20 protein-coding genes are annotated in these 18919 nt (G+C 40.9%); 18 read left to right on the top strand and 2 right to left on the bottom strand.

The genetic code is table 11. The features are described 5' to 3' along the window. Positions 1-373 precede the first annotated feature (373 nt). The gene (gene spoIIP, locus VK097_RS12310) at positions 374-1501 is read right to left on the bottom strand and encodes a stage II sporulation protein P (RefSeq protein WP_324212101.1); all 1128 of its coding nucleotides are present in this window, start codon (positions 1499-1501) and stop codon (positions 374-376) included. A gap of 376 nt (positions 1502-1877) precedes the next feature. Here spoIIP and VK097_RS12305 point away from each other — a divergent pair, with 376 nt between their 5' ends. The 7 genes from VK097_RS12305 to VK097_RS12275 all read left to right on the top strand — a co-directional run bounded on the left by VK097_RS12305 (position 1878) and on the right by VK097_RS12275 (position 7622). Beyond that, positions 1878-2495 (top strand): stage V sporulation protein AA, encoded by a 618-nt coding sequence (locus tag VK097_RS12305; protein WP_324212100.1) that lies wholly within the window; start codon positions 1878-1880, stop codon positions 2493-2495. After that, positions 2473-2901, top strand: coding sequence for a stage V sporulation protein AB (locus VK097_RS12300; RefSeq protein ID WP_324212099.1), 429 nt, complete (start codon positions 2473-2475; stop codon positions 2899-2901). The genes VK097_RS12305 and VK097_RS12300 overlap by 23 nt, the downstream gene beginning before the upstream one ends. A 42-nt stretch (positions 2902-2943) precedes the next feature. Next, a complete protein-coding gene (locus VK097_RS12295; RefSeq protein WP_324212098.1) occupies positions 2944-4419 on the top strand; it encodes a spore germination protein in 1476 nt (491 codons plus the stop codon). Between the two features lie 246 nt (positions 4420-4665). Beyond that, entirely contained in the window at positions 4666-5973 is a 1308-nt protein-coding gene (lysA, locus tag VK097_RS12290; RefSeq protein WP_324212105.1) for a diaminopimelate decarboxylase, read from the top strand. Between the two features lie 66 nt (positions 5974-6039). Then, positions 6040-6477 carry a peptidylprolyl isomerase gene (locus tag VK097_RS12285; protein ID WP_324212097.1) on the top strand — a complete coding sequence of 146 codons (438 nt, stop codon included), beginning with the start codon at positions 6040-6042 and terminating at the stop codon, positions 6475-6477. Between the two features lie 9 nt (positions 6478-6486). Beyond that, positions 6487-6936, top strand: a complete 450-nt coding sequence (locus VK097_RS12280) for a site-2 protease family protein (RefSeq protein ID WP_324212096.1) — start codon at positions 6487-6489, stop codon at positions 6934-6936. Positions 6937-7244: 308 nt separating this feature from the next. Further along, positions 7245-7622, top strand: a complete 378-nt coding sequence (locus tag VK097_RS12275) for a GNAT family N-acetyltransferase (RefSeq protein ID WP_324212095.1) — start codon at positions 7245-7247, stop codon at positions 7620-7622. A 79-nt stretch (positions 7623-7701) separates the two neighbouring features. On the opposite strand, the gene VK097_RS12270 is transcribed toward VK097_RS12275, so the two are convergent. Continuing rightward, a complete protein-coding gene (locus tag VK097_RS12270) occupies positions 7702-7785 on the bottom strand; it encodes a YjcZ family sporulation protein (protein WP_040912433.1) in 84 nt (27 codons plus the stop codon). A 190-nt stretch (positions 7786-7975) separates the two neighbouring features. On the opposite strand from VK097_RS12270, the gene VK097_RS12265 reads away from it, so the two are divergent. The 11 genes from VK097_RS12265 to VK097_RS12215 all read left to right on the top strand — a co-directional run bounded on the left by VK097_RS12265 (position 7976) and on the right by VK097_RS12215 (position 18752). Further along, positions 7976-8731, top strand: coding sequence for a segregation/condensation protein A (locus tag VK097_RS12265; RefSeq protein WP_324212094.1), 756 nt, complete (start codon positions 7976-7978; stop codon positions 8729-8731). After that, positions 8713-9309 (top strand): SMC-Scp complex subunit ScpB, encoded by a 597-nt coding sequence (gene scpB / locus VK097_RS12260; RefSeq protein ID WP_324212093.1) that lies wholly within the window; start codon positions 8713-8715, stop codon positions 9307-9309. The genes VK097_RS12265 and scpB overlap by 19 nt, the downstream gene beginning before the upstream one ends. Before the next feature lie 374 nt (positions 9310-9683). Continuing rightward, positions 9684-10787, top strand: a complete 1104-nt coding sequence (locus tag VK097_RS12255) for a D-alanyl-D-alanine carboxypeptidase family protein (protein ID WP_324212092.1) — start codon at positions 9684-9686, stop codon at positions 10785-10787. Then, positions 10780-11364, top strand: coding sequence for a nucleoside recognition domain-containing protein (locus tag VK097_RS12250; protein ID WP_324212091.1), 585 nt, complete (start codon positions 10780-10782; stop codon positions 11362-11364). Before VK097_RS12255 ends, VK097_RS12250 begins: the two co-directional genes overlap by 8 nt. Before the next feature lie 3 nt (positions 11365-11367). Further along, positions 11368-11898 (top strand): spore maturation protein, encoded by a 531-nt coding sequence (locus VK097_RS12245; RefSeq protein WP_324212090.1) that lies wholly within the window; start codon positions 11368-11370, stop codon positions 11896-11898. Positions 11899-11968: 70 nt separating this feature from the next. Beyond that, a complete protein-coding gene (locus tag VK097_RS12240) occupies positions 11969-12712 on the top strand; it encodes a pseudouridine synthase (protein ID WP_324212089.1) in 744 nt (247 codons plus the stop codon). A 55-nt stretch (positions 12713-12767) separates the two neighbouring features. Then, entirely contained in the window at positions 12768-13343 is a 576-nt protein-coding gene (gene resA / locus VK097_RS12235) for a thiol-disulfide oxidoreductase ResA (protein WP_324212088.1), read from the top strand. A gap of 28 nt (positions 13344-13371) precedes the next feature. After that, positions 13372-15006, top strand: coding sequence for a cytochrome c biogenesis protein ResB (gene resB / locus VK097_RS12230; RefSeq protein WP_324212087.1), 1635 nt, complete (start codon positions 13372-13374; stop codon positions 15004-15006). A gap of 31 nt (positions 15007-15037) precedes the next feature. After that, positions 15038-16228, top strand: coding sequence for a c-type cytochrome biogenesis protein CcsB (ccsB, locus tag VK097_RS12225; protein ID WP_324212086.1), 1191 nt, complete (start codon positions 15038-15040; stop codon positions 16226-16228). A 53-nt stretch (positions 16229-16281) separates the two neighbouring features. Then, entirely contained in the window at positions 16282-16998 is a 717-nt protein-coding gene (locus VK097_RS12220) for a response regulator transcription factor (RefSeq protein WP_324212085.1), read from the top strand. Further along, positions 16998-18752 (top strand): ATP-binding protein, encoded by a 1755-nt coding sequence (locus tag VK097_RS12215; protein ID WP_324212084.1) that lies wholly within the window; start codon positions 16998-17000, stop codon positions 18750-18752. The genes VK097_RS12220 and VK097_RS12215 overlap by 1 nt, the downstream gene beginning before the upstream one ends. Positions 18753-18919 lie beyond the last annotated feature (167 nt).

The following is an 18919-nucleotide window of genomic DNA, read 5'->3' as shown; positions in this document are numbered from 1 at the left end:
CTTTTTTCTTAATTGAGAAAAAAGGTTTTTTAATTATATAAAAAAGCATAAATTTTTGGCTCTACGAATGCTTTATCGAAAATTGCCACGTCCGGCTCCAGCGCTAAAGCTGTAGCGTGACTTCCTTCACCTCCGTCCGATAAGTCAACAGCGATTCCAGAAGTCCAAGGAAGGCCGACTTAAACCCGGGCTTTGCGCCCAACGTCGGCATACCCCCTATGAGGGGGCATGTTTCCTTTATCTCCTGCGGCCAGTGAGGCAGATCGGCTAAAACCGCCGCGATGCGCGGCAACGCCGACCCACCTGCAGCGCTGAACGTAGTCCGTACGTCGCTAAACGGGCGCCCCGAGCCTTTGTTCACAGTTTTGGCTTCTTAATTTGCACTGTTGACTTTTACAGCATCTTTTTGATGTTCACTGAGGACTTCCGCCATGGCTTCAGCTGTATTTCTGAGTTCCTCGCGATTATTATCAATCCCTCCGAATTCGATTAAAAGTGAACGCCCCGAGATATCCTGATTGTATATACCGTTCCCATCAGATTTGCTTTTTTCATATATGCCTTTACTGAGTCCAGGATATTTCTGTTCAATCAGATTATGCAATTCCTTTGCAAATTGGAAGTTTTTCTCGTAATCCTCATGGCCGACTCCCACAATAAAGAACAATTTAGCATAACTTTTTCCGTCAATTGTTACTGTCGTTTGATCTTTACGCAGAGCATCACGGTGAATATCAATTATATAGTTTACATTGTCATTCGAGGCCATGACTTCTTTAACGGACTGCCGGGAAAATTTATATGAATCACCGGGGCCCCAGCCTTTTTCGTTAAGACTCGCTGTAACATTGGTTTTATCATGAAGTGTACTTACGCCTCTTTTCTCCAATTGATCGGCAAGCATAGAACCTGCAAGCACAATATTTTGCTTACTATTTGTACTCGAAGCTTCACTCGGCTTTTTCTCTTTATCGTCAAGTAAAGGCAAAAAAGCCTCCCAGGCATGACTATGATAAATAAATACCTCTGCATCGGATGTTTCCTGACCAGTCCCATCTTCCTTCTCAGGCTGATTTCCAGAGGAGTCCTCTTTCAGCAGTTTTTCAAAATCAGGCGGGGGTGATTCCACCGGCATCGCCGTCAAATCAAATTCTTCTCCTTGCAGATGCACCCCGTTGAAAAAAGATTTCATTCCCGGCAGTTCGAGTTCAATCAGACTTGTGAAATTTTTGGGTGTTATTCCTGATGTGAAAGCAAACATTAAAGAAGAAAAATCCGGCGGCTTGATATCATTCTCATTTAAATTGTCCCTCAGCTGAGGAACTTCCGAACCCATCATAAGCACGAATGATTCTGATATCAAGTCAGATTCCGTCAATTCATTAATAGCGGCGAAATGAAAAATTCCATTTTGATTCTTGGATACGGATATGAATGCTACGAACAGTAATATAAGAAAAATGCAAATGAAATAGGCTACAAAATAATACTTTATTTTCACTAATACCAGCCTGCCTTTTATACATCTTAATCAAAGACTGTTTTCTATAAAATTACGTTCAATGGCGCTCTTTGCCACGTATCGATGGATCATGCTTTAACCCTTCAACTGGAGATGTCCGCGGAAAGCAGAGTGTATTTCCGTAGTGGTGTCACTCCACTCAACCATTATGTCATTATGTCGCAGTATATGGATTTTGTGTTGAAAACAATAAGCTTTTTGAAAACGGCCTTTCCAAAAGAACCTCAATAGAAATAATATGCTGATTTGTTTTTATTAGAATTTAAATCCAGTATAAGTCGGCTGATTCTGTGATAATTCTTCCGCTTTTAACAAATACTATTTCATACAACATCGTAAAGAAGGTGTATCCTGGATGTCAGAGATTGTATATCTGCGCATGAAGAAGAGTATCGAACTGCCACATTTGAAGAAAATTAACCTGAAGGATATTGCCTGCATTTCTACAGCATCCCCATTAAAAAATGAATTGGAAAAAACGCCGATCTATCGTATTACAAAGAAAGATCTGAATGTAGTGGTCGTGGACAGTTTCTTAGTCATTGATCACTTAAACACACATTATCGAAAACTTGAATTTCAGCTTGTCGGACCTTCGCATACAATTATACGGATACAAAAACATAAAAAATCGCCAAACATTATGATTACAGCAATTGTTTGGCTGCTTCTGTTTATTGGCACTGCCATGACGATTATCAATTTTCATTACGATGTCAGTATGCAGGAGGTTCAGCAAAAACTCCATTACTTACTGACAGGCGAAAAGAACCAGTATCCCTTATGGATTCAGATACCGTACTCACTTGGACTTGGATTCGGAATGCTCTTGTTTTTTAACCACTGGTTCAGCAAGCGGATCAATGAGGAACCCAGCCCTCTTGAAGTTGAAATCTTCAATTACCAGCAGAACATGGATCAGTATCTCGCCCATTATGAGAACACGTTAAATGATAACAAGCATCTTGATTAATCTAGTGGAAGTAATGATTGGGTTCGCTGCTGGTGTAGCCGTCGGGGGCGGTTTTGTTGCTTTTTTAACAGTATTGGGGATCATACCGAGATTGATCCAGTTGAGTAAGACGGACAGACTGATACCCGTTTATATCGCGAGCATCATTCTTGGATCATTATTTGGGATATTCATGTCATTTGCAGATGTATCTTGGGATCAACCGCTGATTCTGCTCGTACTATGGGGGTCTTTTCACGGGGTGTTTAATGGAATGCTGGCAGCTGCTTTGACTGAGGTACTGAATGTATTTCCAATTTTATCAAAACGTATTCGAATGGAAGATAAATTGTTGTGGTTATTAATGGCAATAGTATTTGGAAAAATCGCAGGTTCCCTTTTTCAATGGACGATATTTGTGAAATAAGTTACCTGATATTAAATAAGAATAAGTGGAGCGTTGAATTTTATGAGTCAGAACCAAAATAAAAGTCCGATTTACGCAAAAATAGATAAAAACAAGCAATACATGAAGGATAACGTTGGGCTGGACACATCGTTTGACCTTGGTTTTCGCGAATTAGTCGTTTTAAAAACAAAAATTCAACTATATTACGTTACCGGACTTTGTGATGCTTCGGTAGTACAGCAAATTATGCGTCAGCTTGTTCAAATCAATGATGATGAAATTAACAAGAAAAAAGTACCGGAAATCGTTGAAAACCGGATCATTTATCAGCAGGTGGAACGAACACAATCTCTGGATGAGGTTGTCGATCAGATGTTATCAGGTTTAGTTGTTATCTTCATTGATGGAATAAAATATGCGTTTATTGTGGATGTCCGTAATTATCCGGGTCGCACGCCACAAGAGCCTGATACGGAACATGTTGTCAGAGGATCCCGTGATGGCTATACTGAAAATATTATCGAAAACACGGCATTGACACGAAGGCGAATCCGCGATGCCAGGCTTCGTCATGAAATGCTGAAGGTCGGTGAAAGGTCAAAAACGGATATTTGCTTATGTTATATCGATGATGTGACTGACAGGGATCTGATTAAAATTACGAAAGAAAAATTGGAACAGATTGAAATTGATGGCATTACGATGACAGATAAAACGTTGGAGGAATTTATTTCCGGACGCAAATGGAAGGCATATCCATTAGTCAGATATACCGAACGTCCGGATGTTGCAGCCACCCATCTAATGGAAGGACATATCGTATTAATTGTTGATACGTCGCCGAGTGTCATTATCCTGCCGACAACCTTTTTCCATCATATGCAGCATGCCGAGGAATATCGTCAGACGCCGCTGATCGGGAGCTTTATGCGCTGGATAAGGTTCATAGCCATTATGGCATCGACATTTCTATTGCCTTTATGGCTTTTGTTTGTAATGGATCCGTCGTTATTACCAGGAGAACTTTCGTTTATCGGACCTAAGGAAGAAGGGACTATCCCTGTTGCGATACAAATCATCCTTGCAGACTTGGGAATTGAATTTTTGCGGATGGCAGCCATTCATACACCAACGGCATTGGCAACCTCAATGGGACTGATTGCTGCCGTTTTAATCGGCCAGATAGCTATCGACGTCGGGCTCTTCGGACCTGAAATTATTTTGTATGTATCGATAAGTGCGATTGGTGTATATGTTACGCCGAGTTATGAATTGGGTGTTGCTAATAAAATCGCCAGGTTATTTTTAATAGTGGCTACAGCTCTATTTGGTTCAATTGGCTTCACAGTCGGTTTTACGTTATATGTACTCTATTTAGTTCAGTTAAAATCATTGAAGACACCTTACTTGTGGCCATTTATTCCGTTCGATGCATACGGAATGCTCCAAATTCTATTCCGGATTCCAATTCCATATTCAAATAGACGCCCAAGTATTGTCCACCCTAAAAATGATTACAGACAGCCAAAGACGTAAAGAGGATATTTTAGGTTCATCATTCAGCTTTCTGAAGGGCGATGGATGCAAAAGGACGGAGGGTGTTTGACTCCGGGGCTTCCGCTTTTGTTTTTGGCTTTTATGTGGTAAAGTATTTTTACACTTTAAGTGATCTGCAAGATGCCTTTAACATATGAAAGCTCCGGTATCCGCATTGAGGTAAAACGGCTATCGGGCTTTCTGAATTTTAAAATGGTCAATCAGGATCAATCGGGGGAATTTAGTATGATATTGGACTATCATCCATTTAACTTAAATGAAGCAGGACATCTGGAAATAGGGGGAATTGACTCCGTAGTCTTGGCAGAAAAATACGACACACCGTTGTATGTTTACGATGTTTCTTTAATACGGGAAAATTGCCGTGCGTTTGTCGACACATTTCAGGAACTTGGAGTTCGGTCGCAAGTAGCATATGCAAGCAAAGCTTTTTCATCTGTTGCAATGCTTCAGGTTATCAAGCAGGAAGGATTAAGTCTTGATGTGGTATCACAGGGAGAACTGTACACGGCGATGGAAGCTGGCTTCCCCGCAGACAAAATACATATGCACGGCAATAATAAAAGTGTTGATGAACTGGAAATGGCCGTCGAATATGATATAGGCTGTATAGTCGTCGATAATTTTCACGAAATTGAACTGATCAATAATATTCTTCAGCGAAAAAATAAGGATATAGATGTGTTAATGCGTGTGACTCCTGGCATTGAACCAAATACGCATGATTATATTGTTACCGGCAATGAGGATTCCAAGTTCGGTTTTAATTTGGCTAAGGGGCAGGCAGATGAGGCTTTTTTACAATTACAGCGCAGCGAACATATTCAATTCAAAGGATTGCACAGCCATATTGGCTCACAATTATTTGAAACAGAAGAGTTGCTGCTTGCGGCAAAGATTCTCTTTCAGAAATTGGCCGATTGGCATGAAAAGTATGATTATACTCCAGAAGTTCTCAATCTCGGGGGCGGTTTTGGGATCCGCTATATTCAGGAAGATGAACCGCTTGACTATTCTGCGCATGTGAAAGAATTATCGGCCGTTGTTGAGGAGCAGGCAGCTTACTTCAATCTGCCTCTGCCTGAAATATGGATTGAGCCCGGGCGTGCTATTGCAGGTAATGCGGGGATAACCTTATATACGGTTGGTTCCATAAAAGAGATCCCCGGTGTCCGCAATTACGTATCTGTTGATGGGGGAATGACCGATAATATACGCCCCGCTCTTTATAATGCGAAGTATGAAGGCGTATTGGCAAACAAAGCGCGAAAGCCGGTAACAGATACGGTTTCAATAGCTGGCAAGTGTTGCGAATCGGGCGATATGCTTATGTGGAATCTCCCGGTTCCGGCTGTTGAAAGCAACGATATTTTGGCTGTATTTTCAACAGGAGCGTATGGCTATTCAATGGCTAACCATTACAATCGTTTTCCGAAAGCAGCTGTAGTTTTTGTAGAAAATGGCCAGGATCAGTTGGTAGTCAAGCGTGAAACATATCACGATGTCGTAAAAAATGATATTTCATACGAATAATGTTGTTGTTTTCTGCGGAAAGGTCAGCTAAAATGATGTAAGAATAGAAAAAAGGGGATATGAACGATGCAGAAAAAAGGATATATATTAATGGAAAACGGACATAAAATAGAATTCGAACTTTATCCAAATGAAGCACCGAACACTGCAGCAAATTTTGAAAAGCTGGCCAACAGCAATTTTTATGACGGATTAACATTCCACCGGGTAATTGACGGGTTTGTCAGTCAGGGCGGCTGTCCCAACGGAAACGGCACCGGTAATGCCGGCTATACTATTAAATGTGAAACGGAAGGCAACCCGCACAAACATGCGGAAGGATCGCTCTCAATGGCTCACGCCGGAAAAGATACCGGGAGCTGCCAATTTTTTATTGTGCATGAACCACAGCCGCATTTGGATGATGTCCACACTGTCTTTGGTCAGGTAACCTCAGGGGTTGACTTTGCAAAAGCAATGAAAAATGGCGATGTTATGAAAGAAGTGAAAGTGACAACAGAATAATAGATATGTATGAATATTTATATATTCCTGTACCTTATTTTCGTCGTTGCTCCGGCAGGGACGGCAATCCATGAACTGGGCCATCTAATTGGGGCAAAATCAGTCGGAGCTGATAAAGTCTCATTGACGATAGGCGCAGGCAACATTGTTTATCGCACGATATGGAAACAAATGCATATTGTAATCCGCTTATTCTTCTTTGTTGGAGGAATGGCTCTCAGTGAACGGAAAGTGCCTTATCAGCCGGGCGAACGCATCAAGATAGCTATTTTCGGGCCGCTCAGCAGTTTGTTGGCTGCATGTATTTGCGCCCTATTATATATTGTATATCCCGGCAGCTATTTATTGTTAATGTTATTATTTAATTTATGGATAGCATTCATTAATATCATTCCATTCCGTTTTAAGGATAAACAATCGGATGGTTATACAATTTATGAAGCTATCAGACAAAAATAAGCACGTGTATGTTTATGTGAAAATATGGAAATGATGATAAAGGATAAAATTAGATTTGAGTCTGAATAAAGGGGATTGATTGCGGATTTAATTCTTCTAATCCTTGATATAATTTGGGAATTCAACCATTGGTTGAATTTAACAAAAAGCTTTTTGGGAGTATGGCCGGGGTCAATGTTGACAAATAAAGCATGATGCTGCATAACTATATATACAAACTTTTGCCCAAAGTGGTTGAGGGAATCATTCATATTGGGTATGATCAGCTCTTTTTGATTGGTAAGTTACTATCATAATGAGGGATATTTATGTTTATTCGTTATAAAAAAAATTATGAAAAGATTGCGATGGGATTATTATCTTTCATGCCTGAAGGGAAAGATGTAAAAAAATTGCAGCAGACCATCAAAGAATATGAGACCAACCCGGATTGGCATCTTTTCCTCTGGAAGAATGAAGATGTACTGGGTGCAATCGGTGTGCGCATTGAGAATGATATTGACGCGGTTGTCCAGCACATATCTGTTAACCCTTCACATCGAAATTCCGGAATCGGCAAAATGATGGTGAAGGAAATACAGGATATGTTTGGTGATAAGTATGCAGTCTGTGCTGATGAATCGATACAGCAATTCCTGAATAAATCGGTTGAACAGGAACAGCAGGGAAACGAAGAAAGTAACTAAACAAAAGCCAGCTCCTTTATCGAGCTGGCTTTTGTTTGTAAATACTTGCTGAGTGGTGCTGCCGCCCAGCAGGATATGATTACATCCATGCAGCACCGACAATAATCAGAAGGATGAACAATACAACGATCAGCGCAAACCCTCCGCCATAGTTATAACTCATAATGGTACTCCTCCTTTTTTTGCTTAACGAATAAATGTTTTTTTGGTAACATTTATCTTACGTTAATAACTTATGACAACAGTCATCAATTTGTATGGGCGTTTATTTCAGATCAATGAAACTTTATTCAGCTGACTGCGTGTTAAGGCAGATTAAATCTTCATTTGCCGTAAATGAAAGGAGAACTGTTGTGAATCAGCCATATCAAGTGAAATTGGATGCCTTTGAAGGTCCTCTCGATCTTTTGCTCCATTTAATCAATCAGTATGAGATTGATATATATGATATACCTGTGGCTCAGATAACCGAACAATATATGCATTATATTCATACAATGCAGCGTCTTGAATTAAATATCGCCAGTGAGTATTTGGTAATGGCTGCTACTTTGCTTGCTATGAAAAGCCAGATGCTTCTGCCAAAACAGGAAATAGAAGAACCGGATGATGAATATATGGAAGACCCGCGGGAAGAATTGATGCAGCGTTTGATTGAATACCGAAAATATAAAGATGCAGCCCAAAAATTGCAGGACAGAGAAATGGAAGCTAATCAGATTTTCACAAGACCGCCTGTCGTATTCGAGAATTATGAAACCACTCAGCCTGTAACCAAAGGCGATGTATCCATTTATGATATGCTTGATGCTTTAGGAAAAATGTTCGAGCGCAAGAAATGGAATGAACCGTTGGAAACAAAAGTTAAAAGCAGCGGTATTCCAATTGAGCAGCGAATGGCTGAAGTTCTTGATTTAGTAAAGTACTCGGAAAAAGGAATATCATTTGACCGGCTGTTTGACTACCCTTCCCGTTCTCATATCGTCGTTACATTTATGGCAATACTTGAGCTGATGAAAAGTAATGAAGTAACATGTGAGCAGGAGAATCATTTTGATCAATTGTATGTTTTTTATATGGGGGAGAAATCGTGGAATTCAGTGAACTGAAGGCTATTACAGAAGGCTTATTATTTGCCAGTGGTGATGAGGGCATTACAGCGAAGCAATTAGCACAGATTTTGAATATACCTGAGCATATAATCGAACGGTTACTGGAAGAATTAAAGAATGATTATAACAGCCCGGAGCGCGGAATGCATTTAATGCAATCTCATGAAGTATTCCATATGACAACAAAAACTGAACATAGCCCATATTTTAAAAAGCTGCTTGAAACACCGCAGACGACAAGGATGTCACAGGCCTCCCTGGAAACATTGGCAATCATTGCTTATCAGCAGCCAATTACCAGAACCGAAATTGAAGATATACGCGGTGTTAAAAGTGACCGTCCTGTACAGACATTGATTGCCAGATCATTGATTGAGGAAATTGGGAGAAAAGATGGTTCAGGACGGCCCATGCTGTTTGCAACAACCAAAGACTTCCTGACTTATTTTGGATTAACATCACTTGAAGAATTGCCACCCCTCCCTGAAGATATCGACTCCGATCAGCTTGAACAGGAGACTGATCTTTTTTTTGAAAAATTCACGGAACATATGGATGATCACGATCATACGTAAATTTCGTTATTTCAATCAGAAGGGGCTGGGACATAACTAAAACGTTTAACATTAAAGACGAATGATAACTGGAATATTTAAGTGAAATGTATGGGTAAATCTTAACCACCGCTGCGGAAAAATGCTTCGCTGGTTAAGATGGAAACGAATTATACTATAAAAAGAAAAATCCGAACTGATTCGAAATCTAACTGAAGAATTTTGAACCATCGTTCGGATTTTTGATTGATAAAATGCTTTTGTCCCTGTCCCTTTTTACATGAGCTTTTAAGTTTGCGGCTCGAGTCATGATAATTCGGTTATTATTAGCATATCCTTCAGCAGGAGGCGCATAAGCTGTACAAGAAAACCAATCGTCTGCAGGAGGAAAATGTATGCGTTATGCCGCAATAACACTTGTCTGTCTTCTCATAAGCAGTCTTTTTTATCCAGCTTCCGGACAAGCAAATCCAAAGGTATCAGCAAATAATGCGATTTTGATTGAACAATCATCAGGCAGGGTGCTCTTCGAAAGACAGGCACATGAACAGCAGCCAATAGCGAGTATCACAAAAATCATGACAGCAATCATTGCCATTGAGTCCGGTGAACTGAATGAATCTGTAACGATCAGCAATCGTGCAGTTAATACTATCGGTTCGTCCATTTATTTGGAAGAAGGCGAAAAAATGAAGTTGAAAGATCTTGTTTATGGATTAATGCTGCGTTCCGGCAATGATGCGGCCGTAGCCATAAGCGAGCATGTTGGCGGAAGCCTGGAAGGTTTCGTCCATTTAATGAATAAAAAAGCACAGTGGCTTGGTATGACAAACACTTCTTTTGATAACCCGCATGGGCTCGATTCTGATAATCATTACTCAACAGCCTATGATATGGCTGTTTTAATGCGTTATGCGCTGGACAATGACACTTTCAGAGAGATCACCAAAACTCGACGCTATAAATCGGAGAAGAGGGCCTATTCCTGGAAAAATAAACATAAATTACTGACCGGAATGTATGAACATACAAACGGGGGGAAAACCGGATTCACCCGAATTGCCGGAAGGACACTGGTAAGTTCCGCCTTAAAAGGTGATATGGAACTGGTTGCAGTTACTTTAGATGGACCTGATGATTGGCGTGACCATATAGGAATGTTTGATTGGGGTTTTGATAACTATGATATGACCACAATTGATCAAAAGGGGGAAACCATTTATCAAATGACAGACTCCGGTAATAAGGTTACCGGCTACCTCCACCGGGATATAACATTGCCGCTGCAAAAAAACGAACAAAAAGAAATCAGAAGCAAATCTTTTATCTTGCAGGATAATACCAGTGCAGCCGAAGATGTAATCGGAAAGACGATTTATTTTGTGGATGCTGTGCCAGTAACAGAAACCCCAATATATTCGAAACGTCACGAATCAGCTTTTCTGAACGATATCGTATCAGTATATCAATCGATAACCGGGTTTGATCCAAATGGTTAATATCATTTGGGCCTTAATGGCAGTTACCGGGATAGTTTATGCCATGTTTAATGGGACGATGGATGAAGTTAATAAAGCCTTATTTGAAAGCGCGGAAGAAGCTGTTACTCTATCCATCGGCCTGATCAGCATACTGGTATTTTGGCTGGGTGTCATGAAAGTGGCTGAGGAAGCCGGGATATTACGATTGCTTGCCAACATATTCAGACCGGTTATCTCAAAAATCTTTCCCGATATACCAAAAGATCACCCCGCAATGGGGTATATACTATCCAATATTACGGCAAATATTTTTGGTCTGGGCAATGCAGCAACACCGATGGGGATTAAAGCCATGGAACAAATGAAGGAGCTGAGCGGAACGGACACTGCGTCAAGGTCAATGATCACATTTCTTGCCTTAAATACTTCCAGTTTGACAATAATACCAACGACAGTCATTTCCATCCGAATGCAATATGATTCTGATTTGCCAACCGAGATTGTCGGTACAACTATTTTAGCAACACTCATTTCGTCAATCAGTGCGCTAATTATTGATCGAATCTTCTATTACCGAAGCATAAGGGGGAGATAGATTTTGGGCATTATTACTTTGATCAGCATCTGGCTGATACCATGTTTCCTTCTGATTGTGCTCGTTACTGCAACGTGGAAGCGTGTGCCAACCTATGAAACGTTTGTCGAGGGGGGGAAAGACGGTGTCAAAATGGCATTTTCTTTACTCCCCTTTTTAGTAGGCATGATTGTTGCTATATCAATACTCCGAAGTTCGGGTGCCCTGGATGCATTTATTCAGCTGATTTCGCCGGTTCTGATATTCATCGGCATACCACCGGAAATCATCCCGCTGGCAATGGTGAGACCTATTTCCGGAACAGCTGCACTGGGGATGACGACAGAACTGATCGGGACATACGGGCCTGATTCGTTCATAGGGAGACTCGCATCAACTATGCAAGGCAGTACAGATACAACCCTGTACATATTAACCATCTATTTTGGTGCAGTCGGCATCCGAAAAATGCGGTACGCGCTTAAAGTTGGACTATTAGCTGACCTTGTTGGTATAATTGCTTCGGTTATTATTGTTACATTAATATTTGGATAAACTGTAAGAGTAGCGTTAACATATAGTTAACGCTATTATTATGGTGAGATTAAAGAAAAATGGTGATATGATGACAAATTCATTGGAACGACTACAGAAAGTGATCGCCCAAAGCGGAGTAACATCCCGCAGAAAAGCCGAAAAACTGATTGTTGACGGGAAAGTAAAGGTAAATAATAAAAAAGTTAAGGAATTGGGAACAAAAGTCAGCCCTCAGGATAAGATTGAAGTGGAGGGAGTACAGCTGGAAAAGGAAGAACCCGTGTATTACTTGCTGTATAAACCAAGGGGTGTCATTTCCAGCATTAAAGACGATAAAGGGAGAAAGGTTGTTACAGATTACCTTGGAGAAGTCCCGGAGCGTATTTATCCCATAGGCAGGCTGGACTACGATACGTCCGGTATTTTGTTATTAACAAACGATGGTGATTTTGCCAATCTCCTGATGCACCCCAAATATGGCATTGATAAAGTCTACGTTGCAAAAATAAACGGAATCCCGGATAAGCATGAGCTTAATAAATTGCGCAAAGGCATCCGTTCAGACAATGAACTATTAAAAATCGTCAGATATAAAATCCTTGAAACGGACACGCGAAAAAATAATATGATTATCGAAATGACCCTTCGTGAAGGAAAAAACCGGCATATAAGACGGATGATGGATGCACTTGGCTATCCCGTCTCCAAATTGAAACGGGAAAGATATGGTCTGTTAACACTTAAGGGGATGCAACCGGGTGATTGCCGCCGGCTTACTCCCCATGAAGTTAAAAGGATACGGCTTTCCGCGAGTAATCAAATTGTTGATTAATAGACAAATTTATCATACTGTTTACGTGGTATAATGGCGTAGGGAGTGAGCAATCATGAATAAAAACCAGTTAAAATCAAATAAAAAACAGAAAAAAAGAAATCGGCTTATTTTCAGAACCATTGTATTGGCAGTATTGCTCATCGCTGTCGTATATGCTTTAGTGACCAATTTAACCAAGGATGAAACAACTGTTAGCGCCGGAACCCAAGCACCCGATTTCAAACTTGAACAGATAAACGAAAATAACGAACGTGAGACTGTTCAATTGAGCGAATTGGAAAACAAGGGTGTTATGCTGAATTTTTGGGGCACTTGGTGTGAGCCTTGTGAAGACGAGATGCCTTATATGCAATCCCTTTATCCAGAGTATAAAGAAAAAGGTATTGAAATCGTTGCTGTTAATCTTGATACGACTAAATTTGTTGTCGATAAATTTATAAATAAATACGATTTGACATTCCCTGTACCATATGATTCCAATAAAGAAGTGATGAACGCCTATAATGTCGGGCCGCTTCCAAGCACGTTTTTCATTAATCCTGACGGGGAAATTGAAGAAGTTGTTGAAGGCGGCCTGACGCTGGACAAGATTGAGGGCTACTTGCAGCAAATACAACCGGAACATTAAAGGAATGTGTTAATTGTGAGGGATACGAATGGATAAAATTAAATGTGAGTGCGGACACGTTAATCCGGAGGGAACAGTACTTTGTGAGGCATGCGGTAAACCGGTTGAAAAGAACCAGCATATCGATGGCAATGATAAACGCAAATTGCTCAATATGCGGTATGACGGAAGTGCCCGCCGATCACAGACCTACAATAAATCGATTATAGATAAAACATGGAATTTCTTTTCCTCGGTAAAAGTCGGGGTTTGGCTCATCGTTCTGGCTTTAATTGCTTCGGGTCTTGGAACGATTTTTCCCCAGGAACAATACATACCTGCAGAAGCCGCGTCACGCGATCCGTCTATATATTATGAAGCACAGTATGGAATTTTGGGGCAAATCTATTATCAGCTCGGGTTTCATAATTTATACAGCTCATGGTGGTATTTGCTGCTGATTGCATTAATTGGGATTTCACTTGTAATATGCAGTATTGACCGGTTCGTGCCGTTGTACAAAGCATTGAAAAGACAACGGCCCAGGCGCCATACACAATTTTTGAAACGTCAGCGTTTGTTCAGTGAAACAGATCACGTAACGGATGACGAAAAGGCAAAACTGATATCCGCATTAAAGAGAAAGCGGTATAAGGTATATGAGGAAAATGGTCATATATTGGCAGAGAAGGGCCGATTCTCGCGCTGGGGACCGTATGTAAATCATATTGGTCTGATTCTTGTCCTGATTGCTGCATTATTGCGAATGACGCCGTTTATGTATATGGATGAATATGTTTGGGTCCGGGAAGGTGAACAAACGGTTATTCCCGGTACAGACGGTGAATATCACATCAAGAATGAGAAATTTATCCTGGAAACTTATGACGAAGATGATAAACGGTTTGAAGAGGCGATTGCGCAGGAAGGAATGGTTGAAAAAAACTTTCAGACAAACGCTGTCATTTATAAAGAAACCGGGGAAAAAATCGCTGGTGCTGAGCCCGAACTCAAGAAAGTGAAAGAAGAAAAGATTAAGATGAATCATCCACTTAAATTTGATGGCTATACCATTTATCAATCCGGTTACCAGCAAAATGAATTTAACAGTATGACATTTAAAATTCATAAAAAAAATGATCCAGATGAGGCATCACTAGGGTCGTTCAAGATCAACCTGAGTAACCCGAAAGATACGTATAAACTGAATAATGGTTTTAGTGTTACCGTCAGTCAATATTACCCGGATTATGAAATGGAGGAGGGCGAACCAAGATCCAAAACAAATTACCCCAGAAATCCGGCTTTCGTTTTCAGCGTAAATCCGCCAGGTAATGAAGAATCGGAAATGAGTTTTGTCGGCATTGGAAAAAACGTTGATGCCACCGGTGAAAATGATTATAAGTTGGGGATCGAAAACTTTGAGATGCGGTACGCCAGCGGTTTATCGGTCAAACGTGACTATACGATCCCATTATTTATCATCGGCGCAGCAATTTTCATGATAGGTGTCATTCAGGGCATGTATTGGCAGCACCGCCGCATTTGGCTGCATCCGGAAAATGAAGGTATGATGGTAGCAGGGCATACAAATAAAAACTGGTTTGGATTAACGAAAGATATTGAACATATCATTGAAGATACCAATGTTAAGATGGTTAAAGACCAGCAGGAAATCGAGTAACTGAACCCCCATAGCTGGAGGAGGATATAAAATGGATTCATTGCTTGGTATAAGTAGTACAATGCTGTATTCAGCATTTATCCTTTATTTGATTGCGACATTCTTCTTTGGTGCGACAATCAAAGAAAGTAAGAAACAAGATAATAAAAATGTCAGTGGAAAGATAGGCATCACAATAACTATCATCGGCTTTCTGGCACAAATCGTCTATTTTATAACAAGGTGGATTGCGAGTGGACACGCACCGGTCAGTAACCTTTTCGAATTCATGACATTTTTCGGAATGGGACTTGTGTTTGCGTTTATTATTATTTATTTTATCTACAAGTTGAACATATTAGGGTTATTTGCCCTTCCAATTGCAATAATAGTAATCGCTTATGCCAGTATGTTCCCGACTGAAATTGCACCGCTAGTGCCGTCATTGCAAAGTCACTGGCTGTATATTCATGTAACGACCGTATCACTGGGTGAGGCAATCTTATCAATCAGTTTCGTAGCAGGTCTTATTTATTTAATAAGACAAATTGATCAGACCGTCCGCAGCAAACGGACAACATGGCTCGAAATTGTCCTGCTTTCACTGTTCATTTTTATCGGTTTCAGTGTTATTTCAACCGCGTTCAACCTATCAGGTTACAGCGCTGAATTTGAGTATTCATTCAATGGTCAAACAACCACAACAGACTATCACTTGCCGCCGATTGCCGGTCCAAATGAAGGTGAGCTGCTGACGGGTGATCGGATGGAACCATTGTTTGATGCGCCGGGCTGGATGCGGGGTGTTGATGCAGCAAGGAAATTCAATACGCTTATCTGGTCAGTACTGACTGGCATTGTATTATATGGTTTGACCCGGTTAATTCTTCGCAAACGGGTGGGAGCAGCTATTCAGCCGTTCCTGAAAAAAGCTAAGCCGGACATGCTTGATGAAATATCATCCCGTTCAGTTGCCATCGGTTTTCCAGTATTCACACTTGGCGGTTTAATATTTGCATCCATATGGGCACAAGTTGCCTGGGACCGCTTCTGGGGATGGGATCCGAAAGAAGTATGGGCACTGGTGACCTGGTTTTTCTATGCAGCATTTTTGCACTTGCGGCTTTCAAGAGGCTGGCATGGCGAACGATCAGCCTGGCTTGCCGTAGGAGGATTTGCGATCATTATGTTTAACCTGATCGCTGTCAACCTGATCCTGGCAGGGTTACACTCCTATGCTTAACCATTAATCATTTCATGTAACACCGTACAAAACCTGGATAAGGGGGAGTATCAATGAGTGCAGAGCCAAAAATTTTGGTAGTAGATGACGAGGATCGAATTCGCCGGCTGGTAAGAATGTATCTTGAGAAAGAAGACTTTATAGTAGAAGAAGCGGAAAACGGCAAAAAAGCACTGGAAATGGCTCTAAACACTGACTATGAAGTTATACTGTTGGATATTATGATGCCGGAGATGGATGGTATTGAAATGACCAAAGAATTGCGCAAGGAAAAAGACACGCCGATTATCATGCTTACGGCAAAGGGTGAAGAGTCCAATCGTGTTCAGGGATTTGAAATTGGAAGTGATGACTATATCGTCAAACCTTTCAGCCCAAGAGAAGTTGTTCTCCGTGTAAAAGCTGTTTTAAGACGCGTTGCTTCCGGCCATTATAATGAAACGGAAAAGCCAACCAAAAACTTGCTCGTTTTCCCTCATTTGACAATCGATTATGATGCCCATCGAGTAACAACTGGCGGCATCGAAGTTAGCCTGACACCGAAAGAATATGAATTATTATGCTTTCTGGCTGAAGCACCGGATAAAGTTTTCAGCCGGGAAGTGCTGCTGAAGGAAGTATGGGAATATGAATTCTTCGGGGACTTGCGTACAGTTGACACACACGTGAAACGGTTGCGGGAAAAATTAAATTATGTTTCCAAACAGGCTGCGGATATGATTGTGACCGTCTGGGGTGTCGGATATAAATTTGAGGCAGATGATGCATAATGTTTTGGCGTAGTGTTGTCGGGAAGCTAGCAATAACGATATTATTGCTAGTTTCTTTTGTATTATTTATTTTAACAATTCTATTATTGGGATTCTTTGAAAACTTTCATGTTAATGAAGCCGAAAAAGAAATGATGCAGACAGCAACAAAAGTCTCCCGGATGGTTGAGCAATATGATGATCGAAAACTGCCCCTGGAAAATGCGGAACTGTTAAAAGACCCGATGAGCCGGATTATCTTCATTTATGGTGATGGAACATTCCGGACATCTGACAGTACTGATAATGATTTAAATAAACTTGATCCCCAATGGCTGCGGAATGACGAAGATTTAATGTCTGTCTTCAAGAATGGTCAGGATGTCCAAAAAGAGATAACACTGTCCAACAGCAATGTTGAAGCAATGATTGTCGGAACACCGATTAATCCGAATGGAGCTGTTTTTATTTATCAGTCGCTGGAAATTGTCAACCAAACCAAAGCTGAAACGACTAAAATTATCTTTCTTGCTGCAGGGATTGCCATTATTTTAACAACGATTTTTGCCTTCTTCCTGTCAACGCGAATCACTTCGCCCCTGATAAAAATGCGGGAAGCAGCACTCGATTTGACACGAGGGGAGTTTAACACAAAAGTACCGATATTAACCCACGATGAGATTGGTGAGCTGGCAATGGCTTTTAATCGAATGGGAAGACAGCTGAAATTTCATATCAATGCATTAAGACAGGAAAAGGAACAATTTTCAAGTATCGTCAGTTCAATGGCTGACGGGGTCATAACCTTAAACCGAAACGGTGATATGCTGGTAACCAACCCGCCTGCAGAACATTTCATTGAAAAGCTCCATTACGAAAATGGTATTGAGCCAACCGAGGATAACCCGAAATCCCCTGAGCCACTGAGCGGGATTTTACAAAGTGTTATTCAGGACGAAAAAGAAGTGATCCGGGAAATTAATGCACAGGGACGAACATGGGTCATGATCATGACACCATTGTATGACCAATCTTATGTGCGAGGCGCTGTAGCCGTCATTCGCGATATGACAGAGGAGAGACGTCTGGATAAAATGCGGCAGGACTTTATTGCCAACGTTTCTCACGAATTGCGCACACCTATATCAATGCTGCAGGGTTACAGTGAGGCAATCGTTGATGACGTTGCTGAGTCCAAAGAGGAGAAAAATGAACTGGCGCAGATTATTCATGAAGAGTCACTTCGCATGGGAAGGCTTGTTAATGAACTCTTGGACCTTGCCCGAATGGAAGCAGGTCAGACCATGTTAAACAAGGAAAAAGTTAATGCCGGCAAATTTCTGGAGCGTATCCTGAAGAAATTCAAGGGACTGGCAGAAGAAAATAATGTTCAGCTCATTTCAAAAAACCATCTGAGCATATCCAATATTTCAGTGGACGCCGATCGGATGGAACAAGTATTCACTAATCTTATTGATAATGCAATCAGGCATACTGAAGAAAATGGCTTTGTAAAAGTGATGGTTGAAAATACAAATACTGAGCTTCTAGTGTCGATAGAGGATAATGGAAGCGGCATCCCGGAAGAAGATATACCTTTTGTGTTTGAACGCTTTTATAAAGCTGACAAATCGAGGACGAGAAACGGCAAGAAGAAAGGAACCGGACTGGGACTTGCGATTGCAAAAAATATCGTTGAAACACATGGGGGAACGATCAACGTGAAAAGCATGGCGGATGAAGGTACAACGTTTGAAATTAGGGTTCCGCTGTAGTGCCTGTCACTTTAGCGTTGTGCTGGAAAAACAGAGATGTTTATGATACTATAATGCTGAAATCTTAATAAGAAAAATAGATATTGGTGTAAATACTTAAAGAAGTTGTTCAAAAAGTCCGGTAACAAGGTCACATCGAAATTCTTTTTCTCCGCTTCTCATGCGAT

Source organism: Lentibacillus sp., assembly GCF_035301675.1.
In the GTDB taxonomy this organism is placed as follows: Bacteria; Bacillota; Bacilli; order Bacillales; family Amphibacillaceae; genus Lentibacillus.
This window is presented reverse-complemented; position numbering and strand designations above follow the sequence as displayed.

Excerpts from the sequence above, each read along its gene's own strand:
- VK097_RS12305 (WP_324212100.1), top strand. The coding sequence starts at position 1,878 with ATGTCAGAGATTGTATATCTGCGCATGAAGAAGAGTATCGAACTGCCA.
- VK097_RS12300 (WP_324212099.1), top strand. The coding sequence starts at position 2,473 with ATGATAACAAGCATCTTGATTAATCTAGTGGAAGTAATGATTGGGTTC.
- VK097_RS12295 (WP_324212098.1), top strand. The coding sequence starts at position 2,944 with ATGAGTCAGAACCAAAATAAAAGTCCGATTTACGCAAAAATAGATAAA.
- lysA (WP_324212105.1), top strand. The coding sequence starts at position 4,666 with ATGATATTGGACTATCATCCATTTAACTTAAATGAAGCAGGACATCTG.
- VK097_RS12285 (WP_324212097.1), top strand. The coding sequence starts at position 6,040 with ATGCAGAAAAAAGGATATATATTAATGGAAAACGGACATAAAATAGAA.
- VK097_RS12280 (WP_324212096.1), top strand. The coding sequence starts at position 6,487 with ATGAATATTTATATATTCCTGTACCTTATTTTCGTCGTTGCTCCGGCA.
- VK097_RS12275 (WP_324212095.1), top strand. The coding sequence starts at position 7,245 with ATGTTTATTCGTTATAAAAAAAATTATGAAAAGATTGCGATGGGATTA.
- VK097_RS12270 (WP_040912433.1), bottom strand. The coding sequence starts at position 7,785 with ATGAGTTATAACTATGGCGGAGGGTTTGCGCTGATCGTTGTATTGTTC.
- VK097_RS12255 (WP_324212092.1), top strand. The coding sequence starts at position 9,684 with ATGCGTTATGCCGCAATAACACTTGTCTGTCTTCTCATAAGCAGTCTT.
- VK097_RS12250 (WP_324212091.1), top strand. The coding sequence starts at position 10,780 with ATGGTTAATATCATTTGGGCCTTAATGGCAGTTACCGGGATAGTTTAT.
- VK097_RS12240 (WP_324212089.1), top strand. The coding sequence starts at position 11,969 with ATGACAAATTCATTGGAACGACTACAGAAAGTGATCGCCCAAAGCGGA.
- resA (WP_324212088.1), top strand. The coding sequence starts at position 12,768 with ATGAATAAAAACCAGTTAAAATCAAATAAAAAACAGAAAAAAAGAAAT.
- resB (WP_324212087.1), top strand. The coding sequence starts at position 13,372 with ATGGATAAAATTAAATGTGAGTGCGGACACGTTAATCCGGAGGGAACA.
- ccsB (WP_324212086.1), top strand. The coding sequence starts at position 15,038 with ATGGATTCATTGCTTGGTATAAGTAGTACAATGCTGTATTCAGCATTT.
- VK097_RS12220 (WP_324212085.1), top strand. The coding sequence starts at position 16,282 with ATGAGTGCAGAGCCAAAAATTTTGGTAGTAGATGACGAGGATCGAATT.
- VK097_RS12215 (WP_324212084.1), top strand. The coding sequence starts at position 16,998 with ATGTTTTGGCGTAGTGTTGTCGGGAAGCTAGCAATAACGATATTATTG.